Origin of the sequence: Actinacidiphila sp. bgisy160, from assembly GCF_965342435.1 — a bacterium.
Taxonomy (GTDB): domain Bacteria; phylum Actinomycetota; class Actinomycetes; order Streptomycetales; family Streptomycetaceae; genus Actinacidiphila.
In genome coordinates this window covers 1-15,508 of record NZ_CBDRCM010000031.1, presented here as the reverse complement: position 1 = coordinate 15,508, position 15,508 = coordinate 1, and the positions used below count along the sequence as shown (strand labels likewise).

Here is a 15,508-nt window from a genome sequence, read left to right as displayed (position 1 = left end):
CGGGTCGACGCGGTCCGGCGGCCGCCTGAGCGCGTTGCGCCGGTGGGGCGCAGCCACCGCGAAAACCGCTGGACACGCTCCAGCGCGCTGCGCGAACATCCGAGCCGTGACAGATGAGCCCGCCCACCGCTCCCCCGCCCCGACCGGCCTGAGGCCGGTGAGATTCGTTGATCTCTCGGGCCCGGCCATGACCGCCTTGCTGGACGACGACCTTGCCCGGGCCAGTGCCGAAGCGGGAGTCGGGCTCACGGACTACTTCCTCACCGATCAGGCGAAGTGGGTCTGGCGGTATCGGGTCGATCAGCTCGCCTCCGACCCGGGTAGCGCGGGGTGGCTCACCCGAGCCGTGGTGGCCGAGCCCGAGGGAGTCGTCGTGGGGTATGCCGGTTTCCATGGCCCGCCCGATGGGACGGGCATGGTGGAGATCGGCTATTCGGTGGCCCCCGGCCACCGTCGTCAGGGGTACGCCAGGACGATGCTGACCGAGTTGATGCGTCGCGCCGCCGCCGAACCCGCGGTCAGGACCGCACGGGTGACGATCAGCCCCGAGAACACCGCGTCCCTGGCCACGATCTCCGGTTTCGGCTTCGTGGAGGTCGGCGAGCAGTGGGACGAGGTGGACGGCCTCGAGCTCATCTTTGAAGTCCCGGTCTGAAAGGGCCGCTGCCGGAAGGCGGCGCCGCGTCCCGACGAGCCGTACCCGCCGGCCCGGTCGACGTTCCCGGTCACGGCATCCGGCGTCGACCTGATCGGTCGCCGGCCCGGTCCGGCCCGGGCACGCGCGGGCCGGGGCCGGTTGGGAGGCCTGCGCTGCGTCAACCGCTGCAGCGCAGCACGCCCGCCGCCTGCTTGGCGGTCAGCACGCGCCGCACGCTGTTGGCGACCAGGGTCCGCACCTTCGGTTCGTGGCGCATGGCGTAGCGGATGCCCTCGGCCATCGTGGGGATGCCCTTGGGGGAGACGGTGAGGGTGAGGTCACCGCCGGCTCGCAGGAAGGACAGGGCGCGCTGGCCGAGCGCCACGGACTGGGCGGAGGCCGCCTTGCCGAGGTCGTCGGAGATGATGACGCCCTTGAAACCCAGGTCGTGGCGGAGCGTCTGATCGACGATCAGCGCGGAGAACACGGCCTTGTGCTTGGGGTCGATGCGCTTGTACGTCGCCAGTGAGACCATCACCAGCCCCGCACCGGCGGAGATGCCCGCGCGGAAGGGGGCGATGTTGCCACCGGTGCGGGTCAGCGTCGTGTCCGTCACCGAGGCGGTCGTGTCGGTGTTGCCCTTGACGCTGCCGAGGCCCGGGAAGTGCTTGGGCGTGGTCAGCACCCCGGCCGTCCTCGATCCCTGGACGTACGCCGTGACGTGCGGGGACACCACGCCGGACGTCGAGCCGAACTGGCGGCCGTAGCGGCCGATGGGGGCGTTCGCGGTGCCGATCGAGGCGGGGACGATGTCGGCGACCGGGGCCAGGTTGACGTTGACGCCCGCCTTCCTCAGCTCCTTGGCCCAGCCTTCCGCGCGTGAGCGCAGCGTGGCGGTGGACCACGTGCCTTGCGTCTTGCCGCTGGGGATGGTGGAGAAGCCGGTGCCCTTGAGGACCTGCACCTGGCCGCCCTCCTGGTCCGTGGAGACCAGCAGGCCGACCCGCTGCCCCGCCACCGTCTGCCCGAGCGACTTCTGCAGCCCGTCCACCAGGGTCCGGGTCTTGGTCACACCGGCCGTGCTGCGGCCCGCGAGGAACACCGACCCGACGGCGTACGACTTCATCGCGTCCAGGTCCGCCTTCGGCGGCGTGGGCAACTGGGCCGCGCCCATGAAGAGCTGGCCGACCCGCTGCGTGTCGTTCATCGCCGCCAGAACCCGGTCCGCGCAGGACGCCTTCGGGGTGGCGGTGGCCGCCGCGCGCCCCGTGGCGGCCATGGACTCAGGGGCGGACGGCGCCCTCTCGCAGGCGGCCAGGGCCAGCGTCGTGGCCAGCAGGGCGAGGGACACGCGTCGGGGGGTGAGGACGTACGAGGTCACATGTGCAGCGAATATCCTTGATGTCCTGTATGTCAATCGGAGCGGGATGCCGGGGGGAGGGTCATGACGAGCCGTTATGTCGCCGTGGTGGGGTCCGCCGAGGCCGGCGAGCGGGAGTGCGAGGTCGCCCGCGGGGTCGGCGAACTTCTGGCCCGGCGCGGTGCCGTCGTCGTCTGCGGCGGGTTGGGCGGGGTGATGGGCGCCGCGTCCGAGGGCGCCCGCGCGCACGGCGGGACCACCGTCGGACTTCTTCCGGGCCGGGACCGCCGGGCGGGTGACCCGTCCCTGTCCGTGGCGATCGCCACCGGCCTCGGTGAGCTCCGCAACGGCCTCGTCGTCGCCGCCGCCGACGCGGTCGTGGCGGTCGGCGGCAGCTGGGGCACCCTGAGCGAGGTGGCGCTCGCCCTGCGGACCGGGAAGCCCGTCGTCGTGGTCGGCGGCTGGGACGTGCAGGGGCCCCCGGCGGGGAGGACGTTCCTGCGCGCGGCATCCGCCGAGGAGGCCGTGGAGGCCGTGGAGGCCGCGCTGGCGGGGTCCTCCCCCGGCGGCTGAGCGACGGAGGAGGGCGCGCGGCGGTCAGACGGCGATGGGCTTCAGTCCGGTGCGGCGGGCCGGTCCCGCCGTGCCCGACTCGCGGCCGGGACCGCTCGCCTTGAAGGAGCCGAGGGAGGCCGCCAGGACGGGCGCCGCGCCGTTGACGCGGAAGGCGCCGGTGCGGACCCGCCGGGCGATCTCCAGGCCGTGCTCCCGGTCCGCCGTCCGGACCCCGCCGCCCGGCCCTACGGGGAGTCAGCCGGGCAGTGCCCGTGTCGCCGCGGCGGCGGGGCGCGGCCCTGCCGGAGACACCGCCTCCCCGCACCGGGCCGCCCTTTGGGGCGGTTCGTACCGGCACCGGGCGGTTCGGCGTGTCATGGCGCAGGTCGTCACCGGTTGCCCGAACCGTCGTGTCGCCGTTGGGACATGTCACAGCTGTGACAGCTGATAACCGGTGACACCTCCCTGACGTCGGCAGATTCTGTCGGACAGCGCGTGACCCGGAGCTGTACGAAAGGTGTTTGGCTGATGGCATGGTTCCGCCTTACGGCGGCGATATCGACAGTGCTGGTGGTGACACTCGGGGGCACGACCAGCGCCTCCGCGGGGACCGCCCCGGACGGTCCGGCGCGATCCGCCGACCGGGTCGGGACGTACTCCACCACCGTCCGGCTGGTGACCGGTGACCGGGTGACGGTGACGTCGGTGCCCGGTGGGCGGCGCACCGCCTCGGTCCAGCCCGGACCCGGCCGTGAACACATCCCCTTCCGCACGCTGGAAGCCGACGACAAGTCCCTGACCGTCCTGCCGTTCGACGCCGAGGCACTGGTGTCCGCGGGCACCCTGGACCGCCGGCTGTTCGACGTGACGGCGCTGATCGCCGCCGGCTTCGACGAGGCGCACACCTCCACGCTGCCGCTGATCGTCTCCTCGCGGCCGGAGCCGGCACGGGACGGTGCCCGGGTCGCCGCGCGGGCGGCGAAGGCCGCCGAGGCGACCGCCGACCGGCTGGTGGCGCTCCGCGCGGACAAGGCGCCCTCCCGCACCCTGGAGAGCATCGACGCCCGCTCCTTCCGGGTCGACGGCGACGAACTCGGCGCCTTCTGGAAGACGCTGAACCCCGGCGGGACCTCGGACGCCGCCCGGGCCGCGGTGACCCCGCGGGTCTCGCTGGACGGCAAGGTCAAGGCGGTGCTGGACCGCAGCACCGCGCAGATCAACGCGCCCGCCGCGTGGAAGGCCGGCTACGAGGGCCAGGGCGTGAAGGTCGCGGTGCTGGACACCGGTGTCGACGCGAACCACCCCGATCTCGCGGGGCGGATCGCGGAGGCCAGGAACTTCTCCGACAGCACGAACACCGAAGACCACTTCGGGCACGGCACGCACGTCGCCTCCATCGTCGGGGGCACCGGCGCGGCGTCGGAGGGGACCCGGCGCGGTGTGGCGCCGAAGGCGGACCTGCTGGTCGGCAAGGTGCTCGGTGACGACGGGTCGGGGTCGGAGTCGCAGGTCATCGACGGTATGGAGTGGGCGGCGGGCGAGCACGCCAAGGTCGTCAACATGAGCCTCGGTGCGGACATCCAGACCGATGGCACCGACCCGATGAGCCAGGCCGTCAACACCCTGACCGCGTCGACGGACACGCTGTTCGTCATCGCCGCGGGCAACGCGGGCCCGGGCGCCTCCACCGTCGGCTCGCCGGGCGCCGCCGACGCCGCGCTGACCGTCGGCGCCGTGGACCGGGACGACTCCCTCGCCTCCTTCTCCAGCCGCGGCCCGCGCTTCGGCGACGGCGCCGTCAAGCCCGACGTGACCGCGCCGGGTGTGGGCATCGTGGCCGCCCGTGCCGCGGGCACCACCATGGGGGACCCGGTCGACGCGAACTATGTCGCCGCCTCGGGCACGTCGATGGCCACTCCGCACGTCGCGGGCGCCGCGGCGCTGCTGGCGCAGCAGCACCCGGGCTGGGGCGCGCAGCAGATCAAGGACGCGCTGATCAGCACCTCGCGCACGGTGCCCGGCACCAAGGTGACCGAGCAGGGCGGCGGCCGGATCGACCTGGCCACCGCGACCGGCCCGATCACCGCGACCGGCACGATCGCGCTGCCCCCGGTCCAGAACGGCGGAACGGCGGGCCGGCAGCAGGCGGCCACCGTGCGCTACACCAACACCGGTGACAAGAAGGCCGACCTGAAGCTGGCCGTCACGCTGTCCACCGGAACCGGGCGCGCGCTGCCCGAAGGGGTCGTCACCCTCGGCTCCGGCACCGTGAGCCTCGCGCCCGGCGCCACCGCCGACGTCCCGCTGAGCACCGACCCGGCCCACGCTTCGCGCGGGAAGTACTACGGCTTCGTCACCGCCACGGCGGACGACGGCACCATTGTCGCGCACACCACCGTCAGCCTCGAAGTGCACGCCCCCAAGCACAAGCTGACCGTGGTCGCCCGCGACCGCGACGGCAAGGTCATCGAGGGAGCGGCGCCGACGATCTGGGGCGCCGACGGGTTCGTGGAGTACAGCGGCTTCGAGCCCGCAGTGGCCGAGGTCGAGGAGGGCACGTATCAGCTCAGCTTCGGCATGCTGGACAACGCCGCGGACGGCCAGGAGCTCCGCGAGGTGGTCAACCCGGAGGTGAAGGTCACCAAGGACACCACGGTGACGCTCGACGCCTCCAAGGTCACCGAGGTGAAGATCCGCACGCCCCGGCCCGCCGAGCAGCGCGGCATCCTCAGCTACCAGACGTACCGGAAGATCGACGGCAACGGCCTGCTCCAGGGCGTGATGTTCTTCGACATCGCCAAGCGGATCTACGTCAGCCCCACCGCGCGCGTCACCGACGGCGACTTCGAGTACGCCTCGCGCTGGCAGCTGGTCGCCCCGCAACTGCGGGCGAAGGTCTCCGGCACGTCGCAGGCCTTCACCCCGTACTACATGCCCGCGTCCCCGGCCTTCGACGACAAGGGCGCCAAGCTGACCGCCGTCGACGCCGGCACCGGCACCGCGGCCGAGCTGCAGAAGGCCGGCGTCCGCGGCAAACTGGCCGTCGTCCGCTGGCACTTCACCGATGAACGGGAGCTCGCCGAGGCGGCCGCGGCCGCCGGGGCCAAGGCGCTGACGCTGGTCGTGGAGGACGGCTTCTACCCCTGGACGCGGTGGAGCCCGACCGGCGACCGGATGGCCCTGCCCACCATGCGCGCCGGCGCGGCGGAGGGCACCGCGCTCCTCAAGAGCATCAACGAGCGCACCACCACGGTGGAGTTCTCCGGCACGGTGCGCAGCCCGTACCTGTACGACGTGATGCAGGTGTCGAAGGGCTTCGTTCCGAAGAACCTGGTGCACACCGTCTCCGAGCGCGAGAGCGCCGTGGTCCGCAGCACCTACACCCGTACCGGCGCCTCGCAGTGGGCGAGTGAGCAGCGCTTCGGGTGGCGTCCGTACCAGGACACCGCCTGGCTCCAGTACAGCCGTGAGGTGCCGACGGGCCGCGAGCGTGTGGAGTACGTGACCGGCGGGGACACCCTGTGGCGCCACACCGTGCACCACAACGTCGTCTTCGGCATGGACACCCCGCTCGGGGCAGGCATGCACAACGTGCCGCGCACCTACCGGCCCGGTCAGAAGGCCACGGAGCGCTGGTTCGGGGCCGTGGTCCGTCCGTCGATTCCGCGCGGTGCGGCCTGGCCGTCGGTGCGCAGGGGCAACACCCTGTCCCTCTTCGTTCCGGAGTTCAACGACTCCGGTACCGGCCACTATTCGTTCTACGAGATCAACGGCTTCGGTGGCGGCATCGGAACTGGCGCGGCCCGCGCCGGCGACGGAGCGTCGCTGGACGACACCGCCGTCGCGGTGCTCTACCGCGACGGGCAGCGGATCGCCGAGTCCGGCCATGGCGCGTGGGGCGACTTCGAGGTGCCCGCGGGCGATGCCGAGTACCGGCTGGACCTGGCGACCACCCGGGTATCGGACGACTGGCGCTTCGGCGTCGGCACCCGCACCTCGTGGTCGTTCCGCTCCGGTGCCGCCGCCGACATGACGCTGCTGCCGCTGCTCCAGGTCGACTACGCCGTACCGGTCGACGCCCGCAACGCGGTGGGCTCCGCCCGGCGGTACGACCTGGGCCTGAACGTGCGGATGCAGGACGGCATGGCCGCGCCGCGCGGGGTGACCCTGCGGGTGGAGACGTCCTACGACGACGGGAAGACCTGGACGACGGCGCGCACGGCCCGCAAGGGCAGCGGCTTCACCGCCACCGTGGAGCGTCCGTCGCGGGTGCGCGGCGACGCCTATGTGACGCTGCGTGTGACCGCGACCGACGCTGCGGGCAACAGCGTCCGGCAGACGGTGGACCGCGCCTATCTGCACAGCGGAACGGGGTCCTCCGGACGACGGTGACGGTGGGGCGTCACCGTTGACACTGCGGCGGGTGCAGGGGAGTGTGGGCCCCTGCACCCGCCGTGCCATTGGCACGAAACATTTCCCGGGTATAGTCCAAGCTTTAACGATATGTGCGGCTTGTGCGCGGACTGCGCGCCTGCCGTGCGGACCGTCCTGTACCCGGAGGAACGCGGCATGCTCGAGGCGGCTGGTCTCACCGCGGTCGAGGAGACCGTCTACCGGCTTCTGGTCACCACCGCGACCGCTTCGGCGGACGAGGTCGCCGCCCAGACGGGCCTCCCGCCCGGCCAGACGGAGGGCGTCCTCGCCGCCCTCGCCACCAAGGGGCTGGCCAGCCCGACCGACGGTTTCCCCCGGCAGTACGCAGCCACCCCGCCCGACGTGGCCCTGCTGCCGCGGCTGCAACGTCAGGCCGACGCCCTCGACAAGGCCCGCACCGCGGTCACCGACCTGCTGGAGAGCTACCGCAGCACCGCGCGCCGCCAGGACGCCGGCCAGCTCATCGAGGTGATCACCGGCAGTGAGGCGCTGCGCCAGCACCTGCGGCAGATGCAGGAGAACGCACGCCACGAGATGCTCTGGTTCTGCAAGGCGCAGTACGTCGCCATGCCCTCGGGCAGCAACCGCGCCGAATACGACGCCCTGGCCCGCGGTGTGCGCTACCGCGTCCTGTACGAGCGGGCGTTCTTCGACGACGAGGGGGCCATCGACAACGTTGTTGAGGGCGTCCAGGCCGGGGAGATGGCCCGCTCCGTGCCCCACCTGCCGCTGCGGCTGGCGGTCGCCGACCGCACCATAGCCATCTGTCCCCTGGTCCCCGGCGGCCCGCACGGCAGCCCCAACGAACCGACCGCGGCGCTGCTGCGCGACAGCAGCCTCCTGGAGGCGCTGACCGCGCTGTTCGAACGCTACTGGGAGGACGCGGTACCGCTGCACGTCAGCGCGTCCGGCGCGATGAGCGGCACCGACGGAGCCGGCGAAGCGGACCCGCTGTGCGAGACCGACCGCCGGCTGCTGTCGCTGCTCGTCGCGGGCGTCGCAGACAAGGCCATCGCCAGCCAGATGGGCCTGAGCCGGCGCACCGTGCAGCGCCACATCCAGCACATGATGACGCTCGCCGGCGCGGCCACCCGCATGCAGCTCGCATGGCAGGCTGCCCGCCGCGGCTGGCTCTGAAAGGGGTGCGGGAGGGCTCGCGGGCGTAAGGTGAGAGTGGCGCGAGTGCCCAAGGACGGAGCGTTGGTGCCATGTCCCGACGTCACACCGCTCCCTCCAGCAGCGCCGAGGAGCTGTTGCACACACTCGGACAGCTCACCGGCCGCATCCTCGAGCGGATCAAGATGCAGCAGGCCCGGGTGGAGCTGGCCGCCGCACTCCAGCGGCACACCCTCGGCGCCGCACTCCCGGCCGTCCCCGGACTGCGCGTGGCGGGCCGGTACGCCCCCGCCCGTGACGGGCTCGACATCGGCGGTGACTGGTACGACGTGTTCCCCATGGCGGACGGCAGCGTCGGCTGCGCGATCGGCGACGTACAGGGCCACGACGTCGAGGCCGCCGCCTACATGGGCCAGGTGCGCACCTGTCTGCGTGCCGTCGCCGTCGCCACCACGGAACCGGCGGATGTGCTCGCCCGCACCAACGACCTGCTGATCTCCATGGGGTCCGCCCCCTTCGTGACCTGCACCTTCCTCCGCTTCGACCCCGCGACCTGCGAACTGGTCGACGCCCGCGCCGGACACGTGCCGGCGGTGTGGGCCACCGACGACGGTGGCTGCGAGATCGTGCTCGACGAGGGCGGCCTGCCGCTGGGCATCCTCGACGGAGAGAAGTACCCCTCGACCCGCCGCGTTCTGGCCGGCTCCGGTGCCTTCGTACTGGTCACCGACGGCGTGGTGGAAGGGCCCGGGCATCCCATCGACGAGGGGCTGGCACGCGTGGCGGAGCTGGCCGCCGCCGGCTGCACCGCGGACCCGGACGAACTGGCCGCCCGGGTGATCGCCGTGGCCGACCTCACCGGGCACAGTGACGACGCCGCCGTGCTCGTCCTCGCGCACGGCGGACCTTGCGGGGCGGCACCGCGATGACCGCCGCCGGCGGACACGCAGAGGGGCTCCGGGGCCGCAGCGCCACGGCCCTGTGGGTCCTGGCCATCGCGGCCGCCTACTACGGCGCGGCCCGCATCGGCCTGGAGCAGCAGCTGGTGCGCGGCCAGGTCACCCCGATGTGGCCGCCGACCGGGATCGCCCTGGTCGGCCTGCTGCTCGGCGGCATCCGGCTGTGGCCGGGGATCGCGATCGGCGCGTTCGTCGTCAACATCGCGATCGGGCCGTCCCTGCTGCCCGTGCTGGGGATCGCGGCGGGCAACACCCTCGCCCCGGTGTGCGCCTGCCTGCTGCTGCGCAGGGTGGGGTTCCGCGTCGAACTCGACCGGCTGCAGGACGCTCTCGCCCTGGTGTTCCTCGGCGCACTCGGCGGGATGCTGATCAGCGCGACGATCGGCAGCGGCGTGCTGGTGGCCTCCGGGGCCGTACCGGCCGGCGCCTTCTGGTCCACCTGGTCGGTCTGGTGGACGGGCGACGCGATGGGCGTGCTGGTGATCGCGCCACTGCTGCTCGTCCTGCGCAACGTCCGGCCGCCGCGAGGGGTACCGCCGTACCGCTGGGCGGAGGCGGCGGCCCTGCTCGCCGGCACCGCGCTCGTCACGGTCGTGGCCACCCACAGCACGCCCGGGCTGCTCTTCCTCGTCTCACCGCTGCTGATCTGGGCCGCGTTCCGCTTCCAGCTGGCCGGCGCCGCGCCCTGCGCCCTGATCACCTCGCTCATCGCGATCGACGCCGCCGCGGCCGGGTCCGGCCCGTTCGCGGGGCTCGACCTCTTCGCCAAGATGGCGACCCTCCAGGCCTTCAACGGGTCCGCCGCCCTGACCGCCCTGCTGCTGTCGGCGACCGTCACCGAACGGGAGCACACCCGCCGCGAGATCGAGCTGGTCTGCCGCAGGCTCGGCGAGGCCCTGTCCCGGCTCGCGCCCGACGAGCAGATCGAGCACTGGGCGGCCGTACCGCCAGGGGAACGGGGCCACGAATAGCGGCGTCGCTGCGCGCGTCCCGCCGCCAAGGTGGCGCTGTGTGCGGAGATCACCAGCGCCCTGCTTTCGCCACCGGGATGACGCTGCAGGGCGCGATGCGCTTCGTGGGCCACCCGCAGGCGAGCGAGCGGCTGCTGCGGGCCGTGGACGACCTGGACGAGACGATCGAGATCATCCGCTCGACGATCTTCGGGCTGCGCAGTCACGACACCGGCCCCGGCCGCCAGGGGCTGCGGGTGCGGACGGCGAAGGCGGTGGAGGAGGCCGTGCCCGGCCTGGGCTTCACCCCCGTCGCTGCGCATGGAGGGGCTGATCGACACCGATGTGCCGGCCGTGGTCGCCGACCACGTGATGGCCGTGCTTGCCGAGGCCCTGTCGAACGTGGCCCGGCACGCCAGGGCCCACGCCGCGGAGGTGTCCCTGGTCGTCGGCTCCGGCACGCTGACCCGCACGGTCAGCGACGACGGCGTGGGCTTCCCGGGCACGGGCGCCGCGGCGGACTGGCCGACCTCGCGCTGCGCGCCGGGAAGCCGGGCGGAACGATGACGCTCGACAGACCCGACCACGGCGGCACCCGCCTGGTCTGGCGGGTGCCGTCGGACGGCCGGGGTACGCGCTGATCAGCCCCACTGCGCGGTCTCGCGGACCGGCACCTGCGGCGCGCCGTACCCGGACGCCGAGGCACCGAACCGGATGAGCATCTGTACCAGGCCCGGACCGCAGTCCGTGGTGCGCATCGCCGCCCGCAGGTCCGGCCACTGCATCGCCTCGTGCAGCAGTGTCGCGTGGACGGTGTGCGCCGTCGCCAGGAGCACCACCCGCTCCATCGCCTGCCCCGCCCGCAGCCAGTCGGCGCACGTGTCGTGCGGCGTGCACAGCACCGCGACCAGCGACCGCGGCCCGGGATCGGCCAAGGCGGCCGTTCCGGCCCCCGATTCCTCGTGGACCCGGCCCCCGGAACCGACGGCGCGGCCCGTGCCCGTCGCACCGCGCTGCTCGGCCTCCGCGGTCAGCCGCAGCAGCCGCAGCGCCTCCTCCGTGCGGGGCAGGGTCAACGACGCTCCCTCCGCGTGCGCGGCGTCGATCAGCTCCAGCACGACCGCCCCGGTGGGGCAGTGCGCGAAGTACGGCGTACGGCAGTTGTGCCGCCGCCAGATCGCGTCGTACAGATCCCGGTATGCGTGGTCGCCGACGTGGCGCGGGCCGATCGGGCGCACGGCGGCGAGCAGGTCGGGGTCGCCGGGGACGGGCAGCAGCCGCACGGCCGTCTCCCAGCCGAAGTGCGCCAGCGCGACCCGCAGGTTGAACACGGCGGCGCCGACGGACACGTGCAGGGCGCGGGCCGCCGCCTCGGAGTCCGGGACGCCCGGTTCGGGGACCGCGCGCACCTGGAACGTGCCGGTGTCCGGATCGAGACGGTAACGCCAGGGCCGGCTGCCGCGGAACGAGGGCGCCGCGACAGCGGCGGAGATCAGCTTCTCCAGGGTCGCCCCGTTGAGCGTGGTGGGATTCATGACGCGCTCCCTCCGGACGGCGCGTGCTCCACCCTGCACGTCGCGACGCCCCGTGGGGAGGGCCGACCGGCCCTACCGCCTGGGTCGCCGGGGCATCCCTGCGAAGCCGTCCCGCCCGGCCGGCTCACGCACACCGGCAGGCGCCGGTGCCGCCGTGGTGGCGGCTCGCGCTGACCGGCACGCGTGCCGTCGGGGGGTGCGGTGCTTGCCAACCGTGCCGGCGCGCGAAGGCGCTGTATCCGGGTATGTCCCCTCAGGGACCCGGTCCCGGTGCGCCGCCGGTGTGCTGGCGCTGCGTGGCGGGCACGGCCGCCTGGATGCGGCGCTCGACGCCGAGCTCGTCCAGCATCCGGGAGACATGGTTCTCGACCGTCTTCTCCGACAGGAACAGCCGTTCCCCGATCTGCCGGTTGGTCAGTCCCTCGCCGACCAGCTCCAGGATCTCCCGCTCGCGCGAGGTCGGACCGGCCGGCGCCTCGTCCCGCGGCTCCGGCTGCTGCTCGTGCTCGCGCAGGCTGTGCATCAGGCGGGCGGTGGTGGCCGGGTCGAGCATCGGCTGGCCCGAGGCCACCGTCCGGACCCCGGAGGCCAGTTCGGAGCCCTTGATCTGCTCAGCACATAACCGGCGCACCGGCCGTGATCGCGTCCAGCGGCGCGTCGTCGAAGGAGGTCAGCATCAGACAGGCCAGCCCCAGCATGCGCGAGCGCAGCTTCCCGACGCCGGTGCCGTCGGCGGGGAGGCGCACGTCGGCCATCGCTTCGTCGGGCCGCAGTGCCGGGGCGCGCGCCCGGTGCCACCGGCCACGCGCTCCTCAGTGCGCCGTGCTGCCGCTGCCCTGCGGACCGTACAGGTCCAGCAGCCGGGTGCGAGCCCCCTGAAGGCGGTGCGCGACGACCTGCGCGACCCGGCGGGCGACCGCCCGCCCGAACACCGCGTCGGCCTCGCACAGCGCCCGTACCAACGTGGCGTCGAACTCGTCCGCCCTCACCGGGCTCTGCGTCCGCGCGCCCAGATGCCAGCAATAGGGCGGGAAGAGCCACGAGCAGCCGAGCAGGTCACCCGGGCCGAGGGTCTCGACCACGGCGGGCTGCCGGCCGGGCACGTGCAGGTCGAGCGCGACCGAGCCGGTGCGGATGATCCAGAAACGGTCGGCCTTGTGCCCCTCCTCGAAGATCCGGGCCCTGGCCGGGAAGGACACTTCACGCGCCAGTTCCAGCAGTCGCCCGCGGGTCTCCGGGGGCAATGCGTCGAGCAGGCCCGTCGTGGTGGTGGTCATCGCGTCCTCCCTCTCGTCCGGTACGCCCTCACCACCAGGGTGCTCCGGCACCCGGGAGCGCGAGGAGGGGCCGACCGGCCCCAACGCGGGAGCGTCGCGCCGTCATCGGGGAGGGCCCCTTCGGCCCCCAGCTGTACTCCCTGGTGACGCCCGCGGCGCTGGCCCGCGTCCTGCTGTTCCTCAACCCACTGCTGTCCGCGATGCCCCAGCACCCCGAGCACAACTGACGTACGGGAGGCGGCGGCCGGGGGTGTTTACCAGGTGTACTGCGAAGCGGGCGGCTCGCAGAGCTCGAAGAGGAGCCCGCCCGCCTCGCCGCCGGCGGTGCGGGCCAGCCGGACGCGGGCGCCGCTGCGCACCTGCGTCGGGGAGGCGCCGACGATCCGGCCCCGCACCGAGAAGCCGTCGGAGAGGTCGACGAGGGACGTGTCCCGCAGCGATCGGACGATCACCCCCGTGCCGTCGCTGCGCACCTCTTCGAGCTCCGTGGAGGCGCAGGTGGGACAGAGGAGGCGCTGGAAGGCGGTGTTGCCGCACCAACGGCAGCGCTGGACCAGCAGCCCGCCGTCAACCGATTCGTCGTGCGCGTCGAGAGTCCGGTCATCCATGGCGCACACCATATGGCACTGAGTGCACTTTGGGAAGGCACTGAGTGCCCCGAGTGGGGTCCTATGCGGGGGACTCCTCCTCCGCCAAGCCCGCCTCGATCTCCCGGACGACACGCCACATGGGCGTCCGCCGCTTCGTGATCACGATCACCACGTCGTCCTCCGCCTCCGGGGCGCCCTGCCGCGCGGTGCCCTCCCGGTTCCAGGCGCTGCGGACGAATTCCAGCGCGTGGTCCACGGCCGCGCCGGCGTCGCCCTCCGCGCCGGAACGCAGCCAGGTGCGCAGGCCGTTGTTGTGCGCGGCGACCACGGCTGCCGCGATCACGTCGGCCCGGAGCTTGCCGTCGGGGCGGTCGGCGTAGCGGGTCCCGAGGTAGTCGGCGAGCGCGCGCTCGTAACGCCAGACGACCGAGAGTTCGTATGCCCGCAGGCCGGGCACCTGCTTGGTGAGGCGGTAGCGCTGCACGGAGAAGGTGGGGTTCTCGGCGTACATGGTGAGCACCAGGCGCGCCGCGTCGCAGACCCGCGTCACCGGGTCGTCCGTGTCGGCGCTGGCCTCCAGGAAGCGGGTCATGTCGGCGAGCGCGCGCTCGTGGTCGGGGAAGACCACGTCTTCCTTGGAGGGGAAGTATCGGAAGAACGACCGGCGCCCGACGCCGGCGAGGGTGACGATGTCGTCGATGGTCGTGGCCTCGTAGCCGCGTTCCAGGAAGAGCTGGAAGGCCGCGGCGACGAGGGCGTCCCGCATCGGGGGCTTCGTGGTCATGGAGGCGAACCTAACACCGGGGGACCGTCGATCAATGGCACTGAGTGTGCATAATTGAGGGTACTCGATGCCATGGAAGCCTGACGCGGACTGGAGTAACGGACGTGAGTGACAATTTCGACCTCTTCCGGACGTCGGAGGAGCACGACATGCTCCGGGACGCGGTGCGTTCGCTGGCCGAGGCGAAGATCGGGCCGTTCGCGGCGGAGGTGGACGAGCAGGGTCGCTTCCCGCAGGAGGCGCGCGACGCCCTGGAGGCCAACGACCTGCACGCGGTGCACGTGCCGGAGGCGTTCGGGGGCGCGGGTGCGGACGCGCTGTCGACGGTGATCGTGATCGAGGAGGTGGCGCGGGTGTGCGCCTCGTCCTCGCTGATCCCGGCGGTGAACAAGCTGGGGTCGCTGCCGGTGCAGCTGTCCGGCTCGGAGGAGCTGAAGGCGAAGTACCTGGGCGCGCTGGCGCGTGGCGAGGGCATGTTCTCGTACTGCCTGTCGGAGCCGGAGGCCGGCTCCGACGCGGCGGGGATGAAGACGCGCGCCGTGCGTGACGGGGACTTCTGGGTGCTCAACGGCGTGAAGCGGTGGATCACCAACGCGGGTGTCTCGGAGTTCTACACCGTCATGGCCGTGACCGACCCGGACAAGCGCTCCAAGGGCATATCGGCCTTCGTGGTGGAGAAGGGCGACGAGGGCGTGTCCTTCGGGGCCCCGGAGAAGAAGCTGGGCATCAAGGGATCGCCCACCCGTGAGGTGTACTTCGACAATGTGCGGATCCCCGCCGAGCGCATGATCGGTGCGGAGGGCACGGGCTTCGCCACGGCGATGCGCACCCTGGACCACACGCGCGTGACGATCGCGGCGCAGGCGATCGGCATCGCGCAGGGCGCGCTGGACTACGCCAAGGGCTATGTGAAGGAGCGCAAGCAGTTCGGCAAGGCGATCGCCGAGTTCCAGGGCATCCAGTTCATGCTGGCCGACATGGCGATGAAGCTGGAGGCGGCGCGGCAGCTGACGTACGCGGCGGCGGCGAAGTCCGAGCGGTCGGACGCGGACCTGACGTTCTTCGGTGCGGCGGCCAAGTGCTACGCGTCGGACGTGGCGATGGAGGTCACCACGGACGCGGTGCAGCTGCTGGGCGGTTACGGGTACACGCGGGACTACCCGGTGGAGCGGATGATGCGCGACGCCAAGATCACCCAGATCTACGAGGGCACCAACCAGGTCCAGCGCATCGTCATGGCCCGCAACCTGCCGTAATCAGCAAACCGAGAGTGTGGAGGGACATCAAGTGAGCTTGAGGATCGTTGTCGCG

General features: G+C 72.6%; 12 protein-coding genes and 3 pseudogenes. 8 read left to right on the top strand and 7 right to left on the bottom strand.

What is annotated here, in order from left to right; genetic code table 11:
* Positions 1-106 precede the first annotated feature (106 nt).
* Entirely contained in the window at positions 107-655 is a 549-nt protein-coding gene (locus tag ACRWNP_RS23150) for a GNAT family N-acetyltransferase (RefSeq protein ID WP_431964318.1), read from the top strand.
* 160 nt (positions 656-815) lie between these two features.
* Here ACRWNP_RS23150 and ACRWNP_RS23145 read toward each other — a convergent pair whose 3' ends face one another.
* Positions 816-2,018: a glycoside hydrolase family 3 N-terminal domain-containing protein gene (locus ACRWNP_RS23145; RefSeq protein WP_431964316.1), complete on the bottom strand. Its 1,203-nt coding sequence runs from the start codon at positions 2,016-2,018 to the stop codon at positions 816-818.
* Between the two features lie 63 nt (positions 2,019-2,081).
* On the opposite strand from ACRWNP_RS23145, the gene ACRWNP_RS23140 reads away from it, so the two are divergent.
* Entirely contained in the window at positions 2,082-2,570 is a 489-nt protein-coding gene (locus ACRWNP_RS23140; protein ID WP_431964314.1) for a TIGR00725 family protein, read from the top strand.
* 24 nt (positions 2,571-2,594) lie between these two features.
* Here the strand turns inward: ACRWNP_RS23140 and ACRWNP_RS23135 are convergent.
* Positions 2,595-2,789: pseudogene (locus ACRWNP_RS23135) on the bottom strand (aldehyde dehydrogenase); the annotation flags it as partial.
* A 291-nt stretch (positions 2,790-3,080) separates the two neighbouring features.
* On the opposite strand from ACRWNP_RS23135, the gene ACRWNP_RS23130 reads away from it, so the two are divergent.
* The 5 genes and pseudogenes from ACRWNP_RS23130 to ACRWNP_RS23110 form a co-directional block, all read left to right on the top strand.
* Positions 3,081-6,944: a S8 family serine peptidase gene (locus ACRWNP_RS23130; protein ID WP_431964312.1), complete on the top strand. Its 3,864-nt coding sequence runs from the start codon at positions 3,081-3,083 to the stop codon at positions 6,942-6,944.
* Positions 6,945-7,121: 177 nt separating this feature from the next.
* Positions 7,122-8,123 carry a helix-turn-helix domain-containing protein gene (locus tag ACRWNP_RS23125; RefSeq protein WP_431964310.1) on the top strand — a complete coding sequence of 334 codons (1,002 nt, stop codon included), beginning with the start codon at positions 7,122-7,124 and terminating at the stop codon, positions 8,121-8,123.
* 71 nt (positions 8,124-8,194) lie between these two features.
* A complete protein-coding gene (locus ACRWNP_RS23120; protein ID WP_431964308.1) occupies positions 8,195-9,031 on the top strand; it encodes a PP2C family protein-serine/threonine phosphatase in 837 nt (278 codons plus the stop codon).
* Entirely contained in the window at positions 9,028-10,032 is a 1,005-nt protein-coding gene (locus ACRWNP_RS23115; protein ID WP_431964306.1) for an MASE1 domain-containing protein, read from the top strand. Before ACRWNP_RS23120 ends, ACRWNP_RS23115 begins: the two co-directional genes overlap by 4 nt.
* Before the next feature lie 65 nt (positions 10,033-10,097).
* Positions 10,098-10,652: pseudogene (locus ACRWNP_RS23110) on the top strand (sensor histidine kinase); the annotation flags it as partial.
* On the opposite strand, the gene ACRWNP_RS23105 reads toward ACRWNP_RS23110, so the two are convergent.
* The 5 genes and pseudogenes from ACRWNP_RS23105 to ACRWNP_RS23085 form a co-directional block, all read right to left on the bottom strand.
* Positions 10,653-11,546: a hypothetical protein gene (locus ACRWNP_RS23105; RefSeq protein WP_431964304.1), complete on the bottom strand. Its 894-nt coding sequence runs from the start codon at positions 11,544-11,546 to the stop codon at positions 10,653-10,655. It lies immediately after the preceding pseudogene.
* Positions 11,547-11,799: 253 nt separating this feature from the next.
* Positions 11,800-12,334: pseudogene (locus ACRWNP_RS23100) on the bottom strand (LuxR C-terminal-related transcriptional regulator); the annotation flags it as partial.
* Positions 12,335-12,358: 24 nt separating this feature from the next.
* Entirely contained in the window at positions 12,359-12,823 is a 465-nt protein-coding gene (locus ACRWNP_RS23095; RefSeq protein WP_431964302.1) for a Crp/Fnr family transcriptional regulator, read from the bottom strand.
* Between the two features lie 254 nt (positions 12,824-13,077).
* On the bottom strand, positions 13,078-13,431 hold the full coding sequence (locus tag ACRWNP_RS23090) for a Zn-ribbon domain-containing OB-fold protein (protein WP_431964300.1): 354 nt from the start codon (positions 13,429-13,431) through the stop codon (positions 13,078-13,080).
* 61 nt (positions 13,432-13,492) lie between these two features.
* Positions 13,493-14,197, bottom strand: a complete 705-nt coding sequence (locus ACRWNP_RS23085; protein ID WP_431964298.1) for a TetR family transcriptional regulator — start codon at positions 14,195-14,197, stop codon at positions 13,493-13,495.
* Between the two features lie 104 nt (positions 14,198-14,301).
* Here ACRWNP_RS23085 and ACRWNP_RS23080 point away from each other — a divergent pair, with 104 nt between their 5' ends.
* Positions 14,302-15,453, top strand: a complete 1,152-nt coding sequence (locus ACRWNP_RS23080; RefSeq protein ID WP_431964296.1) for an acyl-CoA dehydrogenase family protein — start codon at positions 14,302-14,304, stop codon at positions 15,451-15,453.
* Positions 15,454-15,508: the final 55 nt, after the last annotated feature.